At 61.2% G+C, this 21,328-nt stretch carries 13 protein-coding genes and 1 tRNA gene; 12 read left to right on the forward strand and 2 right to left on the reverse strand.

The annotated features are described in order from the left end of the window. The first annotated feature begins 136 nt into the window (after window positions 1-136). From QNJ86_RS04655 to QNJ86_RS04670, 4 genes are all read left to right on the forward strand, one after another. On the forward strand, window positions 137-1,144 hold the full coding sequence (locus QNJ86_RS04655) for a TM2 domain-containing protein (protein ID WP_283831430.1): 1,008 nt from the start codon (window positions 137-139) through the stop codon (window positions 1,142-1,144). Window positions 1,145-1,466: 322 nt separating this feature from the next. Beyond that, window positions 1,467-2,411, forward strand: a complete 945-nt coding sequence (locus tag QNJ86_RS04660; RefSeq protein WP_283831431.1) for a beta/alpha barrel domain-containing protein — start codon at window positions 1,467-1,469, stop codon at window positions 2,409-2,411. 288 nt (window positions 2,412-2,699) lie between these two features. Continuing rightward, on the forward strand, window positions 2,700-4,253 hold the full coding sequence (locus tag QNJ86_RS04665; RefSeq protein WP_283831432.1) for a catalase: 1,554 nt from the start codon (window positions 2,700-2,702) through the stop codon (window positions 4,251-4,253). Between the two features lie 429 nt (window positions 4,254-4,682). Then, on the forward strand, window positions 4,683-6,077 hold the full coding sequence (locus tag QNJ86_RS04670; RefSeq protein WP_283831433.1) for a serpin family protein: 1,395 nt from the start codon (window positions 4,683-4,685) through the stop codon (window positions 6,075-6,077). Window positions 6,078-6,121: 44 nt separating this feature from the next. On the opposite strand, the gene QNJ86_RS04675 is transcribed toward QNJ86_RS04670, so the two are convergent. Next, window positions 6,122-6,204 (reverse strand) — tRNA-Leu (locus QNJ86_RS04675). A 236-nt stretch (window positions 6,205-6,440) separates the two neighbouring features. Here QNJ86_RS04675 and QNJ86_RS04680 point away from each other — a divergent pair. The 8 genes from QNJ86_RS04680 to hypD all read left to right on the forward strand — a co-directional run bounded on the left by QNJ86_RS04680 (window position 6,441) and on the right by hypD (window position 19,393). Then, window positions 6,441-7,868: a Sapep family Mn(2+)-dependent dipeptidase gene (locus QNJ86_RS04680; RefSeq protein ID WP_283831434.1), complete on the forward strand. Its 1,428-nt coding sequence runs from the start codon at window positions 6,441-6,443 to the stop codon at window positions 7,866-7,868. Between the two features lie 87 nt (window positions 7,869-7,955). Further along, a complete protein-coding gene (locus QNJ86_RS04685) occupies window positions 7,956-8,837 on the forward strand; it encodes a tyrosine-protein phosphatase (RefSeq protein ID WP_283831435.1) in 882 nt (293 codons plus the stop codon). 289 nt (window positions 8,838-9,126) lie between these two features. Continuing rightward, the gene (locus QNJ86_RS04690) at window positions 9,127-9,840 is read left to right on the forward strand and encodes a LytR/AlgR family response regulator transcription factor (protein WP_283831436.1); all 714 of its coding nucleotides are present in this window, start codon (window positions 9,127-9,129) and stop codon (window positions 9,838-9,840) included. A gap of 736 nt (window positions 9,841-10,576) precedes the next feature. Then, a complete protein-coding gene (locus tag QNJ86_RS04695) occupies window positions 10,577-13,426 on the forward strand; it encodes a hypothetical protein (protein WP_283831437.1) in 2,850 nt (949 codons plus the stop codon). 137 nt (window positions 13,427-13,563) lie between these two features. After that, window positions 13,564-15,282, forward strand: a complete 1,719-nt coding sequence (locus QNJ86_RS04700; protein ID WP_283831438.1) for a glucose-6-phosphate isomerase — start codon at window positions 13,564-13,566, stop codon at window positions 15,280-15,282. 218 nt (window positions 15,283-15,500) lie between these two features. Next, the gene (gene hypF, locus QNJ86_RS04705) at window positions 15,501-17,963 is read left to right on the forward strand and encodes a carbamoyltransferase HypF (protein ID WP_283831439.1); all 2,463 of its coding nucleotides are present in this window, start codon (window positions 15,501-15,503) and stop codon (window positions 17,961-17,963) included. A 60-nt stretch (window positions 17,964-18,023) separates the two neighbouring features. Next, on the forward strand, window positions 18,024-18,287 hold the full coding sequence (locus QNJ86_RS04710) for a HypC/HybG/HupF family hydrogenase formation chaperone (protein ID WP_283831440.1): 264 nt from the start codon (window positions 18,024-18,026) through the stop codon (window positions 18,285-18,287). After that, window positions 18,284-19,393 carry a hydrogenase formation protein HypD gene (gene hypD / locus QNJ86_RS04715; protein ID WP_283831441.1) on the forward strand — a complete coding sequence of 370 codons (1,110 nt, stop codon included), beginning with the start codon at window positions 18,284-18,286 and terminating at the stop codon, window positions 19,391-19,393. Before QNJ86_RS04710 ends, hypD begins: the two co-directional genes overlap by 4 nt. Before the next feature lie 157 nt (window positions 19,394-19,550). On the opposite strand, the gene QNJ86_RS04720 is transcribed toward hypD, so the two are convergent. Further along, entirely contained in the window at window positions 19,551-21,203 is a 1,653-nt protein-coding gene (locus QNJ86_RS04720; protein WP_283831442.1) for an FAD-dependent oxidoreductase, read from the reverse strand. Between the last annotated feature and the right edge of the window lie 125 nt (window positions 21,204-21,328).

Here is a 21,328-nt window from a genome sequence, read left to right on the forward strand (position 1 = left end):
CGGAAACCTTAAGTAAAGTTTTCAGAGGGCAACGGCATGGTGACGTTTTGTCCACGTTGCCGCACGCCCCGATACTATGGCGCTAGATCAAAGCGCGCTTTTTGCGCGTCCGTCATATGAGGAGAGAGGTTGAGCCATGAACGCACCCGATAAGAATTTTGGCGCGACCGACGAGGTTGCCTCCGCCGAGGCCGAACTGCGTGCTGCGCAGGAAGCGCTTGAGGCCGCGAAGGCACGTCTGGCGCAACTAAAGGAAGAGCACCCGCCTATCGAGCCTGGTGGAGAGGATGCGAACGAGGACGCTGAGGATGCAGCTGAGGACGCTGCTGAGGTACATGCGGTCGAGGACGAAAGTGCCGAAGAGGCTGCGGAAGATGCCACAGCGGTGACTGCCGTGATTGAAGTCGAGCCCGTGAGCTGCAAGGTTGAGGAAGTTGAGGTGGTTGATGGGGAAGAGGCACCCGCGCCTGCCGCCGATGAAGAAGGTGCCGTTGAGGCGTCGGATGAATCCGAGCCAGACAAGCCTGAGGCGGTGCCCGATTGGATTCCCTATTCTACGGCTTCCGCGCCGGCGGCGGTGCCTATGCCTGCGTCTTCGCCGGAACCCGCGCCCGCCGCGGCCGCGCCCGCATCCAGCGACGTGCCGCCGGTTCCGCCCACCTATGAGGCCCAACCCGTCGGAGCGTCTGCGCCCACGCCGGGCTCGGTACCGCCTCCACCAGCGGGAGCGTCCTACCAGCAGCAGCCTCCGTCGCAGCAGCCCGCCGGCTATGCAGCTCCCGGCTACGGTCAGCCGCCGCACGCCGGCCCCGGTGCCGTGCCGCCGCAGCAGCCGTATTACAACTACCAGCAGCCGTATTACCAGCAACCGTATGCCCAGCCGGTCCTCACGACGAAGGATCACGTGGCCGCCGGTCTGCTGGCTATCTTCCTGGGCTCGCTTGGCATCCACAAGTTCTACCTAGGTTATAACACCGCCGGATTCATTATGCTGGCTGTCACTATTGTGGGCAGCATCTTCACCTTGGGTCTCGCCGCCGGCGTCATGGGCATCATCGGCATCATCGAGGGCATCCTGTACCTCACGAAGTCCCAAACCGAATTCGAACAAGTATATGTAGTAAACCAAAGAGAATGGTTCTAAGAGTTTCGGCGGCTTAACAGCCGCCGAAACCCCCCGACGCTGCGGCCGCTTGTGGTACCCAATCTTCGCGCGATCACGAAGACTCGCGTACCCAAGTACGCTTCGCCTTCGCGATCCCACGAATCTCGGGCACCACAAGCGGCCTCGCTGACTGACTAGCGCCAACCTGGGCGCTGCTCAATGAGGTAGTTGTTAAAGCCGCTTGTCTTTTCGTTCGCCAGTTTTTCGGTGTAGAGGGGCGGGCGGGTTTGTTTTTTGGCTAGAATGACGGTATCGAATGGCGAGAGCGCCTTGCGAAGCACGTCCTAATAAGGAGGAAATCATGCCCCACATCACTCGTGACCAGGTTCGAGTTCCGGCCGATGTCATGCCGGAGTCCCGTGACGAGTACATTGAGAACTACCTGAAGGCCACGCGCGGAACGGGCCGTCTGATGCTGTTCGCGTGCGACCAGAAGATTGAGCACCTCAACAAGGACTTCTACGGCGAGGGCATCGACATCGCCGACGCCGAGCCGCAGCACCTCTTCGAAATTGGGCGCCAGGGCGTGTGCGGCGTGCTTGCTGGACAGCGCGGCCTCATTGCGCAGTACGCGGCCGACTATCCCGAGATCAACTACCTCGTGAAGATGAACTCCAAGACGAACCTTGTGGGCGTGAAACAGGACGACCCGTATTCGCCGCAGCTCTACGATTTGGACGCTGTGCTGGCCATGCGCGAGGCGGGCGTGAACATCGTGGGCCTGGGCTACACCATTTACCTGGGCAGCGAGTATGAGTCCACCATGATGGCCGAGGCTGGCGAGCTGATCGCTCAGGCTCACGCGAACGGCCTACTGGTGGTGCTGTGGATCTACCCGCGCGGCAAGGCTGTGGCGGCGGAGAAGGATCCCGACCTTATTGCTGGTGCTGCGGGCGTGGCGCTCTGCCTGGGTGCCGACTTCGTGAAGGTGAACCCGCCGAAGCCCGAGGGCGACGACACGCGCACTCCGGCCGAGGCTCTGAAGGTTGCCTCCATGGCTGCGGGCCGCACGGGTCTGGTGTGCGCCGGCGGCTCCACGGTGGATGCCGAGACGTTCCTCACGCAGCTCTACGATCAGATCCACGTGGGCGGTGCCTGCGGTAACGCTACCGGCCGCAACATCCATCAGCGCTCGCTGGACGAGGCCGTGCGCTTGACCAAGGCCATCAGCGCCATCACCTTGGCCGACTACTCTGTGGCTGACGCCCTGGCCATCTTCAACGGCGAAAAGGATTTCACGCTGTAAGCAGCTAGTTTTCGCGATCTCCCAAGCCCGCTGCAACCTCCGTTGCCGCGGGCTTTCTTTTTTCATGCACGTTGAGATGTTTCACGTGAAACATCTGCATTCATTTTTTTGCTTTCGTGCACTTTTCGCGCAGTAACTTTTTCATTGATTGTAATGATACTGTGATCTTATTGAGATTTATTCTCAATAAGAGCGGCGAAAGAGTTATTTGCGCGTATGCTGAATCCATCAAATAGCAAACCGCCCGGAATTATTTCTCCTGGGCGGTACAAGGGAAGGGATTCGCCCATGACCGACCACATTGATACCACGAAGCTCACCAGCGAAAACGGTGCACCTGTTGCTGACAACAACCACACGCTGACCGCCGGCGAGCGCGGCCCGATGATGCTCCAGGACAACTGGATGATCGAGAAACTCGCGCACTTCGACCGCGAAGTCATCCCCGAGCGACGCATGCACGCGAAGGGCTCTGGCGCGTACGGCACCTTCACGGTGACCGGCGACATTTCCCAGTACACGAAGGCCGTCGTGTTCCAGCCCGGTGCCGAAACCGACGTGTTCGTCCGCTTCTCCACCGTGGCCGGCGAGCGCGGCGCGGCCGACGCCGAGCGCGACATCCGCGGCTTCGCCATGAAGTTCTACACGCCCGAAGGCAACTGGGACCTCGTGGGCAACAACACACCGGTGTTCTTCCTGCGCGATCCGAAGAAGTTCATCGACCTCAACCACGTGGTCAAGCGCGATCCGAAGACGAACATGCACTCCGCCCAGAGCAACTGGGACTTCTGGAGCAGCCTGCCTGAGGCGCTGCATCAGGTGACCATCGTCATGTCCGACCGCGGCATTCCGGCCAGCTACCGCCACATGCACGGCTTCGGCAGCCATACGTATAGCCTGATCAGCGCCAACAACGAGCGCGTGTGGGTGAAGTTCCACCTGAAAACCCAGCAGGGCATCAAGAACCTCACGGACGAGGAAGCCGCTCAGATCATCGCTGGCGACCGTGAGAGCCACCAGCGCGATCTGTTCGAGGCTATCGAGCGCGGCGAGTTTCCGAAGTGGACGTTCTCCATCCAGGTGATGGACGAGGCCACGGCCAAGAACTACAAGGAGAACCCGTTCGACATCACCAAAACGTGGAGCCACAAGGAGTTCCCGCTCATCGAGGTGGGTGTGCTGGAGCTGAACCGCAACCCCGAGAACTACTTTGCTGAGGTGGAGCAGGCCGCGTTCTCGCCGACGCACCTGGTACCGGGCATTGGCCTGTCGCCCGACAAGCTGCTGCAAGGCCGCCTGTTCGCGTACGGCGACGCGCAGCGCTACCGCCTGGGCGTAAACCACAACCACATCCCGGTGAACCGTCCGCGCTGCCCCTACGCCGAGTTCCATCGCGACGGCCAGATGCGCACCGACGGCAACTTCGGCGGCACCATCGGCTACGAGCCCAACAGCTACGGGCAGTGGCAGCAGCAGGCCGACGCGGCCGAGCCGCCGCTGGACCTGTTCGGCCCCATGGACGCGTGGGACCCCGCGGATGACCCCACCGACGACACGTTCTACCAGCCGGGCGCACTATATTGCCTGATGGAAGAGCCGCAGCGCGCCGCCCTCATCGGCAATACCATGCGGAATATGGAAGGCGTCACGGAGAACATCCGCCTGCGCCACGCGGCCCACTGCTACAAGGCCGACCCCGAGTACGGCACACGCCTGGCCGAGGCACTGGGTGTGGACGTGACCCGTGTTAAGGAACTCGCCGCAATGACCCACGAAGAGCGCATGGCCGCGACTGGCCAGGCGGTACCCACCCGCAAGAAGGGTGGCGAAGTTCGCGCATAGGTTGATTGATGGGCCACGTGATTATTCTCTGACCCAAAAAATCAACAAATGTTTCACGTGAAACATTTGAAACCAAAAACACGCATCACCAAAAAGGAGCGCATCAAAAAACGGTGCGCTCCTTTTCCGTTACTCAAAAATGAGTGATTTTTTAACTGGAATAATTTTTTCATTGATCGGAAATTTGATTACGTGGCAGGTATTCAAAAAATGATTGAAGTTGAAGTAATGAATAATTTTTTCAGCGATGAAAATTTATTGGTTACATTATCATCACTCAAAAAATCGTTGCAGCTCTTTTGCTTCATGTTATGAGTGGTGTCGCCCGTAGTGTCACTCCCGTTGCGCGCTTCTTGGTTCTGCGGTTGTTTCTTTAATTTGGGTCGTGGTATGGTGAAGTGGAAATTTCACTTCTGCAAGGAGGGGTTTATGAGGAAGCGGTGGTTGGTTGTTGGGGGGTTGGTGGTTGCTTTGGCGGCGGGGGTTGGGCTGCTTGCGGGATGTGGCTCGGCTCAGCAGCAGGGTGGCGAACCTGATCCCGCGCCGACGCCGGGACCTGCGCCTTCGACGGCGGCGTACGACGGGCTCGCCGTGGCACAGCCAGCGATTCCCGAGAAGCCGGCCGAAGACGACTACGACACCTGGATGAACACGCTTGACGCCAACCCCGTGGACTTCAACTTCACGCAGTCCCTTTCCGCGTTCGCCTATCGCAGTGCGGCTGCGGTGCTTGACCCAACAACGGATGCCGTCGGCGCCAACGCCAACGTCAACGCCGACGCGTCTGTGAACAGCGCTTACTCCCCGCTCAGCCTCTACTACGCGCTCGCGCTTGCGGGCGAAGGCGCAGCAGGCACCACGGCCGAACAAATTGCGGCCGCGCTTGGTACACCCGCGAACCTTAGCACGGCCGAGCAGTGCGGCAACCTGTTCCGCGTGCTCGCCACCGATCCGCAGTCGGAGGTAACTCTGGCTAACTCCCTCTGGCTCGGAAAAGACACCCCCTTTGAACAGGCCTTTATTGACACAGCCATCAATCAATTCTACGCCACACCCTTCTCGGCGGAATTCGGCACTGCGGCCACGGATGCCGCCATCGCCTCCTGGATCAGCGACAACACGGGTGGCCTCATCAACCCGCAGGTGCAAACCGACGCAAGCCAGATTCTCTCCATCATCAACGCCATCTACTTCAAAGGCAGCTGGTCAGACCCGTTCGACACCTCGGCCACCACGCAAGAGGTGTTCCATGCGGAACAGGGCGACGTGCAGGTCGACTTCATGACGCAGCGTCTCGAAAGCCCGCAGGATTTCCGCCGCACCGACACCTACCTGCGCGCCAGCCGCAGCTTCGGCGGCGGCGCTTCCATGACATTCGTTCTGCCTGCCGAGGGCACTTCGGCGGCCGACCTCATGGCCGACCCCGCCGCGCTCGAAGAAGCGTTTACCGCCCCGTCCGATGACTTGGGTCGCATCACCTACATCATGCCGAAAGCCACCTTCGACAGCTCGTTCGATCTCATCCCCGCGCTGAAGCGCCTCGGCGTGGAGGACGCGTTCGGCGACGCCGCCAATTTCTCCAACCTTACGTCCACGCCAGCCTTCATTTCCGAAGTGAAGCAAGAAAGCCACGTGACCTGGGACGAAGAGGGCGCAGAAGCCGGCGCTTACACCAACATGGGCATTGCGAAAATGGCCCTCCCGCCCGAAAACGTCGAAGAGGTAGAACTACGCCTCGATCGCCCGTTCCTCTTCCAAATAACGTCGTCGCAAGGCATTCCCCTCTTCATAGGCATCTGCGGCGACCCAACCAAGACAGCGTAACAAAAAAGCCCCGGCTCTTAGGAACCGGGGCTTTTGTTTGCGGATGGTGCCCGAGGCGAGAGTCGAACTCGCACGTCTAGGACAACGGTTTTTGAGACCGCCGCGTCTGCCATTCCGCCACTCGGGCGCATCGACAAAGTATACCGGATGCCTCCCGACCCGTCGAGGGGCAACTTGCACGCCTCGCCGTATTCGCGCATTCACGGCGACGATCACTCAACATCCATCAAACGCCCTGGCGCGCGCCCGCGGAAAGCAGCATAATGGGACGAACCGCAATCGACGGCACGCGGTGGGCTCCACGCAAAAAAAGCCCGCCACCTGCCGTCATCCACGCACGTGAACGAGAGCCGGGAGGCAGCCATGGAACATGACGAACTAACTGCTAAAATCGACGCCTACCTCGATAAAAACTGGGACGCCATGGTGGAAGACATCGCCACCCTCGTGCGCATCCCCAGCTTCCAGGAGGACGACAAGAAGGCCGACGGCGCCCCCTTCGGCCCCGGCCCCAAAAAGGCGCTCACGGCAGCGCTTGATCTGGCGGAAAACATGGGCTTCACCAGCCACGACGCTGAAGGTTACATCGGCTTCGCCGACTTCCCCGGCACCAGTGACACGCAAATTGGCATCATCGGGCACATGGACGTGGTGCCGGCCGGCCCGGGCTGGACGTTCGAGCCCTATGACGTCACGCGCAAGGACGGCTACCTGCTCGGCCGCGGCGTGCTGGACGACAAAGGCCCCAGCGTCATGGCCCTGCACGCCATGAAATTCTGGAAGGATCTGCAGGACGCGGGCGAGGCCCCGCAGTTCCGCTACACGCTGCGCTTCCTGTTCGGCGCGAACGAGGAATCCGGCATGGCTGACGTGGCCTACTACCACCTGCACTACGATGACCCGGCGTTTCTGTTCACGCCCGACGCGGAATTCCCCGTGTGCTACGGCGAAAAGGGCGGCTACGACGGCGAATTGGTGAGCAAGCCCATCGAGCCGTGCGCTCGCGTGGTGGTGGAATTCGAAGGCGGCATGGCCACGAACGCGGTGCCGGGCCTGGCCCACGCCATCGTGAACGCCGACGCGCACGAGCTGCCGAACACCGACCGCATTGTGGTGACCGAGGCCGGCCCCGGCCGCGCGCGCCTGGACGCCACGGGCAAAAGCGCACACGCCTCCATGCCCGAGACCGGCGTGAACGCCATCGGCCTCATTGTGGATTACCTGCTGGAACACGGCCTCTGCGGCGCGGATGAGCGCGCGTTCTTCGAGCTGGATCAAAAGCTGCTCAACCACACGGACGGCAGCGGCCTGGGCATCAAGTCCTCCGACAAGTACTTCGGCCCGCTCACCGTGGTGGGCGGCACTATCAAGCTGGAAAACGACCGCTTCGTGCAGTCGCTCGACAGCCGTTTTCCCACGTCCATCACGGCTGACGAAATTACCGAACGCGTGCGCCAGCTGGCCGATGAAATTGGCGCAACCTTTGAAAACACCCTGCTCATGGAGCCGTTCTTGGTGAAGCCGGACTCGCCGGTTATCCAGGCGCTGCTGAATGCGTACAACGAGGCCACGGGTGAAGACGCCAAGCCGTTCACCATGGGCGGCGGCACGTACGCGCGTGAGTTCAAGAGCGGCGCCAGCTTCGGCCCGGAAAAGCCGTGGGTGAAGGACCCCGAGTGGGTGGGCAGCATGCACGGCCCCGACGAGGGTGTGAGCGAAGAGCTGCTGCGCCAGTCGTTCAAGATTTACGCGCTTACCATTGACAAGCTGATGCAGCTTGACCTGCAGTAACGGCGAGCGTTACGCGCCCCGGCGACCATGTGGTGTGCCGGGGCGCTTTCTGTTTTGCGTGCTTTCATATGTGAAAGGAGGCGTCCGATGGTGGACACCGTGCCCGATAATTTTGTGCCCGCGCTTGGCATAACCGACGCCGAGGGGCTGGAAAAGGTATCCGACGGCCGCATCATTCTGGAGGGGCTGCCGAACACACGCGATGTCGGTGGTTTGCCCGCGGCCGACGGGCGCTTCGTCAAGCACGCGCGGCTCATTCGCTCGGGCGCGCTGGCGGGTGCCACAGAGCGTGACCTGGAGATACTCACCGACAACTTCGACGTGCGCACGGTGGTTGACCTGCGCACTGCCGAGGAACGCGCCGAAAAGCCCGACCCTGAGGACGCGCTCATGAACGTACGCTTCGTGGATGCGCCGGTGCTGAGCACGTCGGCGTTCGGTGTCACGCACGAGGGTGGCCTGCGCGGCATGATGAAGACGCTGCGCACACTGCAGGACGACCCGGCCCAGATCATGATGGACTTATACCAAAAAATGATGCTGGACGAGGACAGCCGCCGCGGGTTCGCAACCTTCTTCAACGCGGTGCTGAACACGCCCGAGGGCGCGGTACTGTGGCACTGCACGGTGGGGAAGGATCGCGCGGGCCTTGCCGCCATGCTGCTGTTGCACGTGCTGGGCGTGTCGCGCGACGACATCATGCGCGACTATCTGGTGACGAACCGCTATGTGGCGTCGCGCACCGAGGACATCACCGACGCGCTGGCGAAGTACCACCTGGCGGGCAAGCTGGAAAGCAGCATTCAGGTGCTGAACTCGGCTGACGTGCGGTTTTTGACGGCGGCGCTGGATGCGGCCGAGCAGCAGTATGGCAGCTTGGACGAGTATGTGGAACGCGGCGTGGGCGTGAGCGCCGACGAGCGCGCTGCTTTGCGCGAGCGGTATTTGACTGACAATCCGCAGGGGTAGTGCGGGGGCGGCAAGCGCGGGACGGGTGGCTGACGGGTGGTTGGCCACCGGGCAGCGCCCCGGCGCCCGGCCGCAGCACCCCCGCAGCTCCCCCTTCGCCAGCCTCTTCCGCAGTATCAACCCGTCAGCGGCAGCGAAACGCCGCTTTCCGGTTGCTCGCGCGGTTGACGGAAGGCCAACGGCGCCCGACGGTAAGTAACATCTTATCTTCACGCTTTTTGCTGGTTTCTGCCTCCCATGCTCTATAATGAGCCTGTGCAATTGCGGGTTCAGAAGCTAGGAGGCTCAAGTGTTAAAAGCGATGATCGTCGATGACGAGGCTCCGGCTCGCTCCGAACTCAAGTTCCTGCTTGATGAGCTGGGACAAACGGAAGTCGTCGCCGAGGCCGCCAGCGTGCGTGAGGCCATCGAGAAGTTGAAAGAGTACCCGTGTGACGTCATGTTCCTGGATGTGAACATGCCCGAAGCCACGGGGTTGCAACTTGCCGAGGCCCTGCAGCATTTGAAATTCCCCCCCGCCGTCGTATTTGTGACGGCGTACAGCGAGTTTGCGCTGGAGGCGTTCAAGGTGAGCGCCATCGATTATTTGGTAAAGCCGGTTGAAACCGAGCGCCTGTCGCAGGCCATCTCGCGCGTGCGCGAGCACGTGTCGCTGCACGTGCAGGCCCAAAAATCCGAGCGCATTCCGGTGGAAAAGGGCGGGAAGAAAATTCTCATCGGCATTGACAAAATCCGTTTCGTCATGGCGCGCGACGACTACGCGTATCTGCAAACCGACACCGACCGCTACTTCTCTACGGTAAGCTTGGCTCAGCTGGAGAAACGCCTGGACGGTCACGGGTTCTTCCGCGTGCATCGCGGCTATCTGGTGAATCTGTCGATGGTGGAAGAGATCGAGTCTGTCTCCGGAGGCACGCTGCTGCTCACGCTGAACGGCACCGACGAAAAAATTCCCGTCTCCCGCCGCCGCGTCAGTGCTTTAAAGAAGGCGCTGGGTTTGTAAAGTGTGTGTGCTTGATAAGGCGTAACGGAAATATTATCGAAAAGGTAAGTGTAATAACCATCCGCTCCGGCTACTCGGGGCGGATTTTTTATTGCTAATAAATAATTTTTTAATCAATTATTTTTTCACTAAATGTTTCACGTGAAACAGTGCTTGCTTTTTTGGTTATTCATGCATCGCTTCTTTTTTCTATTTTTTATTTCTCCCATTTTCAAATTTTTATTTTTTCGTTTTCTCAATTATTTGAAATAACTTTTTTGTTGCAATGTTTCACGTGAAACATTGTTTGAACCTTGCTGGACCTTTTTGGAATTTGGAAAATACGTTAACGGGGTAACTTTTTCTTTCGTTTGCCATATTTATTATTGTTTGGCGGTTGTCGTGCCAGATCATCGGTATAATGTCGAATATATTCAGCATGCGCTTGTTTTGCTGGTTAAACAACGCGCCTCGGGGGTGGGATAAACTCCGTAGCGCTGCGCCAACCAACGAGCGCAAGACGAAAGGTGCCGGGGCGCTGGGGCGCGCCTTGTGAGCATTGAAGTTCAACGCAGTAGGTGCTGGTCAGCAGCGACGTCATTCGTTGTTTGAGGAGCGGCCTGGCTTAAGGCGGAGAACGGAAACACGTATAATGGGCGGTTGGAAAAAGTGCGCGCTCTTCGAGGCGGGGAAGGAAGCGGGTGCATGGGTGCGCGGCGCGACACAATGGCGCAGCTGAGGCCTTAGCACGGTGGGCATGGCAGGTTCGGAACACTCACTTTCGTTAAACGATTTGCTGGGCCTTGGGTCCGGTACGCCCGAGCGCGCCTTGGAACAGGAAGAAGTCGCCGCGCCAGAGCCGCCCTCCGAGCCGTCGATTGACCTGCTGCTGAACCTGTTGGGCGGCGAAACTTCGAAGGCTCCGGCTGAACCGCTTCCGAGGAAAGACGCGCAGCAGGAGGCCGTTGTTGAGCAGGTGCCGACGCAACCCGTCACTGACCAAGTGGTTGCTGAGGTTGCATCCGCCGGCCATGTTGAACGGGTCATGACAGGTGTGGTGACAGAATACGTTCCGCCGCTGCCGCGCGTGCCGTTTGCGGGCGGGTCCGCCCCTGCTCAGGAAGCCGTTGCTGCTTCTGCGCGTGCAGCTGAGGAACTGCCGGTAGCCACGTATACTCCTTCGCCTATGGCGTCTTCAGCGCCTGCATCGCAGGGTGCACCCGTGCCCGAGGCGTCGACCGCGCTTCAAGTGGAGGCCGTGGCCCAGCAGAACGAAGCCGAGTTGGATTTTTTGGCGGAGTTGTTGGCAATCGCGTCGCTCCCCATCGTGAAAACGGCTCCAACTCCACCGCCCGTAGAGCCGGCTGCTGCTGCCTCACCTGCGGCACCCGAAGAGACTGTCGCTCCTGCTTCATCGCAAGCTCCCGGTGCTGAACCGGCAGTTCCAGCAACACCTATAACGCCTACTCAATCGTCAGTTTCTGCTGAGTCGGTAACTCCCGCTCCATCGGCGGCTGAGTTCCTGCCTGCGATGCCAGCTGTCCCTCTGCACGCCGCCGCCCCAGCGGCTGCCGATCAGGGGAGTGCTATCCCTGCAACTTCCGCCCCTGCTCAGCCCGCTTCGCAGCCCTCGAACGAAGCGGCTGAGAAACCACAGTTGGCTGAGCAGGAAGAACCCCCGACGGGATTGTTCTCGAAGAAGGGCAAGCACGCCGGCAGTCGCAAAGATCGTCGCGCGGCCAAGGGCAAGCACGCTACCGAAAAAGACGCAGCCCCCGTAGAAGATCCCCGTCCGCAGCAGCAAAGTTCACCGGCAGAACAGGTGCCTTCGCAGGCGATGCCACAGCTTGAAAAGGCTATTGAACAGGTACAACGTCCGGCAGCGGAAACGACCGCTCCCGTTGCTGCGCCGGCAGAAGCGGCCGTGGCAACTCCTGCGCCTACTCCTGTTTCAGCCGGACCAGCGCCCCAAATGGCCGCTTCCGCAGCGTCGGTAGCGCCTGCTGAAAGCAGGGATGCCTCGTCGTGGAAATCCGCTGCGTACACTGTGCCATTCGCGCCCATCGTGTCGGAGTCGGTTCTGCGGCAGAACGCCGCGTCGGCGGTTGCGGCTGCGGCCTCGGCATCGGCGACGTCCGGCCCGGTGGTGCAAAGGCCCGTCGCGGCGGAGCGCTCGGCCCAGCCTGCTTCTTCCGTCCAAGCAGATGGGGTGGCGGATGCGGCTGTGACCGGCTCCGATGCGGTGACTTCCGCGTGGCTGGCGCTCGATCGCTCGGAACTCGATGACCTCACGCGTCTTGAGATGCTGCGCGCTGTTCGCAGCAAGTTGGAAGCCGAGATTCTAGAACTTGACCGTATGGCGGCCGCTGCGCAGAAAGCCCCCGCTTCCCAGCAGGCGCGCGGCCACCAAGTGCCCGTTCAGCAGGCATCGCCTCAACAGCCTCGTCAGGCTGTTGCGCACCAGGCGGCAGCCCAGTCGGCTGCGCCTCACCAGACACCTGTTCAGCAAACGGTGACTCGCCAGCAACCCCGCCAAGCGATGCCCCGGCAAAGCGCTGTTCAGCAGGCAGTTGTTCAACGCGCGGCCGCTCAACCTATGGCGGCACAAGGCGCTTCCAAACCTGTCGCGCAGGTTCAGCAGCAACGTCAACAGCAGCCGCATCCCCAGACCGGGACTCAGCGCTCCCAGTCCCAAGCGGCACCAAAGCAGCAGGTCAAACCCCAGGCGCAACCTGTCCAAAAGCCTCAGCCCCAGGCCAAGCCGCAGCAGACCCAACCCCAACCCCAACCCCAACCCCAACCCAAGGCCAAGTCCCAGGTTCACCCCGCGCAGCCCCCTGCGCAAAACACCGAATGGGCGCCCGTTCCCACCAGCGCGCTGTTCCCGCCGGCCGCCAAAGGGAAGCCTCCGGCCACGCGCTCGTCACTCTCGCCCACGCCACCCAACGAAAAGGAAGAGCCCCTGCTCGGCGAGCGCCCCATTCCCGACAGCCCCCTGTTCAATACCGCACCTGCGTCGCTTGCCGACGGATTGCGTGAGGGAGCGGGCAGCCACGTTCGCCACCTGCGCATGAAAATTGCGCTCGGCGTGACGGGCGTGCTGGTGGTGGTGGCCCTGTTCCTTGGTGCCGTGTTCCAGCTCTCACAGTCGGGGACCCCGGCCGTGCCGCAGGACAGCGACACCCCCGCCGCCGACGCGCAGCAGCAGGATAACGACGCGCAAAAGCCTAACGACGACGCGAAGAAAACACCCGCCGACGACTCGCAAAACACCACGTCAGAGCAAGATTTATCCGGCACCGTGGTCTACCGCTACCGCCAGACCGCGGGCCCCGACGCGCCCTCCACCGTGGAGCGCACCACATTCGGCGAAGACGGCCTCTGCCGCACGTCAAGCCTGGAAATAACGTTCAACGACGAAGCCGAGGCCGCCGACTTCCTCGACACGCTCAAGCGCGATTACGGCACCGCGTTTCTCGATGGCAAGGTTGACGGCACGCGCGTGACGGCGCTCATTGATGTTGGTTCGAACAAACTCGACCGTGACCAGTATGAACGCGCCCTGCGAGCCAGCGTCTCGGACCTTTCCGTCGTCAAAAAGTCTTAAACCCGCGCCGCCCGATGCCGCGCCGCCCGCCGTGTTTTCGCCGCTCGTATTCACAACTGCATCACAAGCGCAGGCCCAGCGCGCGCGAACGCGTTGCGTTTGCTAGAATGAGCGGAACTCCGCTGAAAGAAGGTTTCATGATCTCCGGTGACATGGAAAAACTGTATCCTTCCGCGAAAACGCTCGTGAAGGAATGTGTTGCCAGCCGCGTCCACGCGAAGGACGCGACGCTGTACGATTTCTCCGAAGGCGCTCAGGCGTGCGCCCAGGAATTCATGGGCTGGACCGATCTTGCCAGCAACCCGCCGTGCGCGCTGCGCGAGATTCAGGAATTTGCCGATTCCATCATTGCGCAGGGGCTGAAGACTGTCGTGCTCATTGGCCAGGGCGGCTCCACGCAGGCCCCCATGACCATCACCAAGTACAACAAGCCGGACTCCGCCCGCATTTCGTTCAAAACGCTGGACTCCGACTCGCCCGTGCGCGTGCGCGCCATCCTGGCGGAAGCCGACCCGCACACTACCTTATTTATACTGTCGTCGAAAAGCGGCGGCACCATTGAGCCGCGCCTGGCGCTGAGCGCCGTGCGCGATGCCGTGGCCGACTCCATGCCGCCTGAGGAGTTGGCTGGCCACCTGGTGGCAATCACCGACCCGGGTTCTGACCTGGAGCGACAGGCACGCGAAGAAGGCTGGGCCGCCGTGTTTTCCGGCGAACCCTCCGTGGGTGGCCGCTTCTCCGCGCTGTCGGTGTTTGGCCTTCTGCCTGCCGCGCTGGTAGGCATTGACCTGGAAGAACTCATGGCGCGCGCCGTCGAGGCCGAGCAAAAGTGCAGCGAAGACGCCATCGACAACCCCGCCATTGGCCTAGCCGCCTTCCTCTACGACAACTACCTGCAAGGACGCAACAAGTTCTCGTTCCTCACGCCGAAACGCGGCCGCGTACTGGGCCTGTGGATTGAGCAGCTGGTGGCCGAAAGCCTGGGCAAAGAGGGCCAGGGCATCCTGCCGAACATTGAGATTGACTCGCTGGTGCTGAAGCGCGACCCCGGCGACCGCACTATTATTGTGTACCAAACGAAGACCGACCTGTGGGACGAGCGCAAGAACTTCGAGATGAGCCTATCCTACATCGACCCCACCATCCCGCGCGCGAACTTCAAGATTGACACCGTGGAAGAACTGGCCGAACACTTTGTCATGTGGGAATACGCCATTGCCATGTGCGGTTTCCTGATGAAGGTGTGCCCGTTTGACCAGCCCGACGTGGCGTCGGCGAAGGCCGTGGTGCTGGATATTTTGAACGAAGGTCAGCCCGCGCCTGACTTCGTGCAGGACTTTATCGGTGACGTGAACATGGGCGAAGTGGAGGTGCGTCTGGCGCCGTGCTTCAAGGATTGCACCGACGTGCAGAGCGCCCTGCGCGCGCTGCTGGGCAGCATTCAGCCGGGCGATTACTTCGCACTGAACGCGTTTCTGCCGTTCACGGGCGAGTGGCGGCGTGAAGCGCTGGAAGCTATTCGCCACAGCGTGGCCGACAAGCGCCGCGTGGTGTCGTGCCTTGAGGTGGGCCCGCGCTACCTGCACTCCACGGGCCAGCTGCAAAAGGGCGGCCCGAACAACGGCGTGTTTTTGATTCTGTCGGCCGACGAGTTGAAGGACATTCCGCTCACGCGCGAGGCCGAGAGCCTGGGAATGCTGGCGAAGGCGCAGGCCTCCGGCGACCTGGTGACGCTCGCCGACCGCGGTCGCCGCTGTGTCCACCTGCACCTCCCCGACAACTCCGGCGTAACCCTGCGTGCGCTGGCGCAAGCGATTACGGAAGTTTTGGAAACTCTTGATGTTCCGACAGCCTAACGGCTGTCGGAACATGCCGACGCTGCGGCCCCCTGTGGCACCTGATCTCGCGGCGATCCCGCAAGCTCGCGTAACGAAGTACGCGTCGCTTGTGCGATTCCCACGATCTCAGGCACCACAGGGGGCCTCGCTGACTTACTACGCCAACCGGGGCGGTTTGGCATACGGACCGGTAAGGTAAACGTTCGTGCTTTGTGTGAATTGATTGGGGGCGGATTATGATTGAGGCGCTTGATATACAGGTGAAGGGTATTGTGCAAGGGGTGGGGTTCCGCCCCTTTGTGTATCGTTTGGCGAAGAAGTACCTGGTGAATGGGTGGGTGCTCAACGCGGCGGACGGCGTGTTCATCCACGCGGAGGCCGAGTCGAAGCTGCTTGACGAATTCGTGCTGGAGCTGTCCGAGAACCCGCCAGCCGCCTCGCAGGTGGACGAGATCGAGCTCAAGGAAGTGCCGCTGGAAGACTTCGACACCTTCGAGATTCGCTTTTCGGATGCCGGTGCCGTGGAAAAAACGACGCTCGTGTCGCCCGATCTGGCCACGTGCGACGACTGCGCGCGCGAGCTGTTCAACCCCAACGACCGTCGCTTTCGCTACCCCTTCATCAACTGCACGAACTGCGGGCCGCGCTTCACTATTATTGAGAAGCTTCCGTACGACCGTAAGAGCACGTCAATGAAGGAATTTCCCATGTGCGAGCGCTGCGCCACCGAGTATGGCGACCCGCTCGACCGCCGCTTTCACGCCCAGCCCGACGCGTGCTTCGAGTGCGGGCCGCACGTGAGTTGGCGCGAGCACGAGGACGGGAGCATCGACGCGCCGCTGGGCCCGGTGACCTGGGGAACCACGCGCGAGGAAAGCGACGCCCTTTTCGCCCGCGCCGTGGAGCAGTTGCGCGCCGGCAAGATTCTGGCCGTGAAGGGCCTTGGCGGGTTTCACCTGGTGTGCGACGCAAACAACGCAGATGCCGTGGCGCTTTTGCGCGCGCGCAAGCACCGCGAGGGCAAAGCGTTCGCGGTCATGATGCCCGATCTGGACGCCGTGCGCCGCGTGTGCCAGGTAAACGATGCCGAGGCTGCTGTACTTTCCGGCTCGCAACGCCCCATCGTGCTGCTGAAGAAGCGCCCCGATGCCACCTTCGCTCCCGCGCTGGCTGATGCCCTCCCCGAACTGGGCGTCATGCTGCCCTACACCCCCGTGCAACACCTCCTGCTGCACGATTTCGCGGAAGCAACCGAGGGGAACGTGGTTCCCATGCTGGTTATGACCTCGGGAAACATTCATGATGAGCCCATCGTCATTGACGACGCGGACGCTTATGAGAAGCTGTTCGCCGTGGCCGATGCGTTCATGGGCCACAACCGCGCCATCCGCGCGCGCTACGACGACTCGGTCGTGCGTGTCATCAGCGCCGGCAGTGCTGGCGAAGCCGTCCAATTCGTCCGCCGCGCCCGCGGCTACGCCCCTCTGCCGTTGACGATGCCAGGTGGCCAGCCGGCAGAACAGGCTGAAACATTCTCGATCTTCGCCACGGGGCCGGAGCAGAAGAACACCTTCACGCTCACGCGCGACAGTGAGGCGTTTGTTTCGCAGCATATCGGCGACATGGAAAACGCCGAGACGTTTGACGCGTGGCTGCAGGCGAAAGACCGCTACGAGACGCTGTTCGAAATAGCGCCGCAGCGCATCGCGTGCGACCGTCATCCCGAGTACCTGGCGTCGAAATGGGCGCATGAGCAGGAACGATCGTCCGGCGTGCCCGTGACGGAAGTGCAGCATCACCACGCGCACATCGTGTCGGTGCTAGCCGAGCACGGTCTGGAAGGCCCCGTGTGCGGCATCGCCTTCGACGGCACGGGCTACGGCGAGGACGGCGCCATCTGGGGCGGCGAAGTGCTGCTGAGCAACCTCACCGCGTTTGAGCGGTTTGCGAACTTTGCCTACGTGCCCATGCCCGGTGGCGCGGCAGCCGTGAAGCATCCGCTGCGTATGGCCTATGGCGCGCTTTGGGCGTTTGACCTGCTGGAACACCCAGGTGCCGCCGATGCACTCGCCGCGCTGGGTGAGCAGGCAGAAGTGTGCGACCAGATGATTGAGCGCGGCCTCAACACGCCCATGACCTCGTCGGTTGGTCGCCTGTTCGACGCCGCCAGCGCGCTTCTGGGCATCTGCACCGAGCCCACGTACGAAGGCGAGCCGGCCATTCTCCTGGAAGCCGCCATTGATGCCGCCGCGCCAGCCGGCAGTACCGCCGCCGACCCCGACCCCGACGCCACCGCCCGCTACACCCTCGAAGTCGTAAAAAACACCGCCACCCCTGAAAGCACCGCCCAAGACACCTCCGTCGTGCTCTTCGACGCCGCGCCCACCTTCCGTGCCCTGCTGGAAGACAAGGCGGCCGGCGTGCCCACGGGCATCATCGCGCGGCGCTTCCACGACGCGTTTGTGCAGGTCATCGTTACGGCGGCCGAGCTGGTGCGCGCGATGTACGACATCAACACCGTGGCGCTTTCCGGCGGCGTGTTCATGAACCGCTACCTGGTGGAGCACGCGCTGGCGGCGCTCGAAGCGGCCGGATTCACGGTCGCCGTCAACCGCGATCTACCGCCTAACGACGGCTGCATTTCGTTCGGTCAGGCTGTGGTAGCATGGGCCTCGAACACAGAGGGCGCTTCTTCGTAGCGCCGCCCGCAGGCCCGCGCCCTGCGGCGCGCCGGCACCAAGAGAAAGAAGGCATGTATCATGTGCTTGGCCATACCCGCAAAAGTGACCGAACTGAAAGAGAATCGCCTGGCCACGGTGGACATTTTAGGGGTCACGCGCGACATCGCGCTCGACCTCACGCCGCAGGCTGGCGTGGGCGATTTCGTGCTCGTGCACGCCGGCTTCGCCATTGAAGTGGTGGACCCGGACTACGCTCAGGAAACCATCGACCTCATCAAGCAGTTCCCTGAACTGGCCGGTGAGGATATCCCCGACGTGGTGGAAACCGAGGCCGCCCGATGAGCGCCTCCGACGCTGCCACCATGGAGGCCGAACTCGCCGCTTTTAAGGACCCGAAACTGGCGCGCGGTCTCATTGAATCCATCCAGAAGCTGGCGCCCGCCGGCGGAGCCACGCTCATGGAAGTGTGCGGCACCCACACGGTGGCCATCGCGCGCAACGGCATTCGCAACCTCATGCCGGAGAGCATCAAGCTTGCGTCTGGCCCCGGCTGCCCGGTATGTGTCACTTCGAACCACGACATCGACACGGTTATTGCGCTCGCGCGCGTGCCCGGCGTTACCATTGCCACGTTCGGCGACATGACGCGCGTGCCGGGCTCCACGTCCAGCCTGCTCAAAGAGCAGGCGGCGGGGCGCTCCATCCAGATAGTGTACTCGCCGCTCGACGCGCTGCGCCTCGCCCAAGAAAACCCCAGCCGCGAAGTGGTGTTCGTGGGCGTGGGTTTCGAAACTACCACGCCGCTGGTGGCCATGGCCATCAAGCGCGCAGCCGAAGCGGGACTCACCAACTTCAGCGTGTTCGGCGCGCACAAAAACATGCCGGGCGCGTTGGAAGCCATCATCAACGACCCGCAACTCCAGTTGGACGCGCTCATTTTGCCTGGTCATGTGAGCACTATTATCGGTGCGAAGCCCTATCAATTCCTGGCGGAAAAGTACGGCATCCCTGGTGTCATCACTGGTTTCGAGCCGGTGGATGTGCTGCAGGGCATCGCCATGATCATGCGTCAGCTACACGAGGGCCGCGCGGAAATTGAGATTGCTTACGCGCGCGGCGTTATGCCCGAGGGCAACTCCGTGGCGCTCGCCGCCATCAACGAGGTGTTCGAAACGTGCCCCGCTCTGTGGCGCGGCCTGGGCGAAATCCCCGGTTCCGGCTATCGCATTCGCGAAGAGTTTGCCCAGTTCGACGCTGTGCGCCGCTTCAACCCCGAGGTCGAACCCACGCAGGACCCCAAAGGCTGCCGCTGTGGCGACGTCCTCCGCGGCATCATGGCTCCCAGCGAGTGCCCCCTGTTCCGCAAAGTCTGTACCCCCGAAAACCCGGTGGGCCCCTGCATGGTCTCCAGCGAAGGCAGCTGCGCCGCGTACTACCGGTACTATTGATAACCCACAAACGGCGGTGCGACGGACAAAAAACTTCCCCGCACCGCCAAGCAAGTGCCCCCAAAAGCATACGACGGCCCGAAGTCAACTTCGGGCCGTCGTGATAAGCGCCGCCTGGGAGGGGAAGGCGGTGCGGAATCAGCCGTGCAACAAAAGCCTATGCTTCAGTATTCGCCAAAGCGCTCTTTGCGGAAATGCGGCCAAAGATGAGGCATTCAGCCACATTGCCGCCGCCCTCATAGTAGTGACCCCAAATGGAGCCAAACTCTCCAGCGGAATACAGCCCCTTAATAGGATTGCCGTCGTAGTCAAGAATAGAGCCGTCAGCAGCGCGGACGGGGCCGCCGTCGGTGTTGAGGAACGACGGAGCGCACAGCTGAGCATAGAAGGGCGGTTCCTGTACCGGCACAAGAGTACTTTCCGGACGGTGGAAGTACACATCTTTGCCAGAAGCGCAGCATTCGTTCCACTGGTTTACCGTAGTCACCAACTCTTCAACCGGCACCTTCATCTGCATTGCAAGTTCCTCGATGGTGTTTGCAGCGTAGGCGTAGCCCTTTGCATCGGGCGTTGATCCATCCTCTGACGGCGGGATGGCTCCCTGCTCAAGCCCGTTTTTATCGAACACAAACCACGCTTTCGAAGGCATGGGCAAATGCGGCCATTCGCCACCAAATTGCATATGGCCGTGACGTGAACCTACATGAAGGCTAAGGTCGGACATATAAGGGTACTTCTCACGAACGTTGTAGCCGTCCCAATCCATGTAGAAGCGCCGTCCGTTAACACCCACCGTGATACCGAAACCCTTCGGCGCGGGCTTGAAGATGGGCGGGTTGGTATAGGCGGTATTCTGAAGGTCGCGGCCAGCCATCCAGAAGCCCGCAACATTGTTCATGTGCCAAAAATCTGCACCCAGTTTTGCGCAGATGCGATGGCCGTCGCCCGTGTTCAGAGACCCGGCGGCAGGAACAGCTGCACCTTGGCCCAGATAGTTCTGCATCATTTCGGGGCTGTGCTCAAATCCTCCGCAGCACATGATGACGCCTCGTTTTGCCTTGATGCGCTTCGGGTTCTTCTCGCCAGCAACCACACCGAGCACTGCTCCCGTATCGGCATCTTGCACGAGGTCGACAAGCGGCGTCGAGGTGCGGTAGTCCACTATGTCGGAGTGCTGAGCCACTGCTTGTTCCAGGAAAACCTGAATGTGATTCGGGCCTTTGACCTCCACTTTGCTGTTCTTGCCAACGGCGAAGTAACCAAACGCGTAAGAATTTTCATACTCATGGTATTCTGCGTTGCGCTCTTCAGGGTCCGTGGCGGGCTCGGTGATGCTCATCTCTTCTTTGATAGCACCATTTTCAATCACCCAGTCGAAAATTTCGGCACATCCCTGAGCGTAGGCGTCGAGCACGTCATCAGGTGTTGTGCCGTGGGCTAGTGTCTTCAAATAAGATGCCAGCTTTTCAGGTTCTTTGGTCCAAATGGCATCGCCCTTGCAAAACGGGCTGTTGCCGCTGGGTGCGGAACCCTTTTCCATAAGCAGGCATGAGGCTCCGTTTCCTTCAGTGGCCACTGTCAAAGCTGCGGCGTTGCCTGCAATGCCAGCGCCAACAACAATGACGTCGAATTCCTCGTCCCAGGTTCCGTTGTTTGCGGAAGAAGTCTTATCCGCGTTTTGCGCGGAAGGCGCGCACCCCGCAAGTCCCATGGCGGCCATTCCCGCTCCAGCCAGTGCTACGCCAGCGGTTTTCACGAACCCTCGACGAGACTGCTCCGGCCCCTTTGCGTACTTTTGAGAATTGTCCATAATTCCCTCCTTGTTGCTTTTGTTGTAGCGACGCTATCACCATGCCCTAACGAGAAGACTTTGAACATCGCCGGAAAGGGAGATTTCCGCAGGTGAAGGCCATCCCCAAAACGGACGATATTGCG

Source organism: Gordonibacter faecis, assembly GCF_030077735.1.
Taxonomy (GTDB): Bacteria; Actinomycetota; Coriobacteriia; order Coriobacteriales; family Eggerthellaceae; genus Gordonibacter; species Gordonibacter faecis.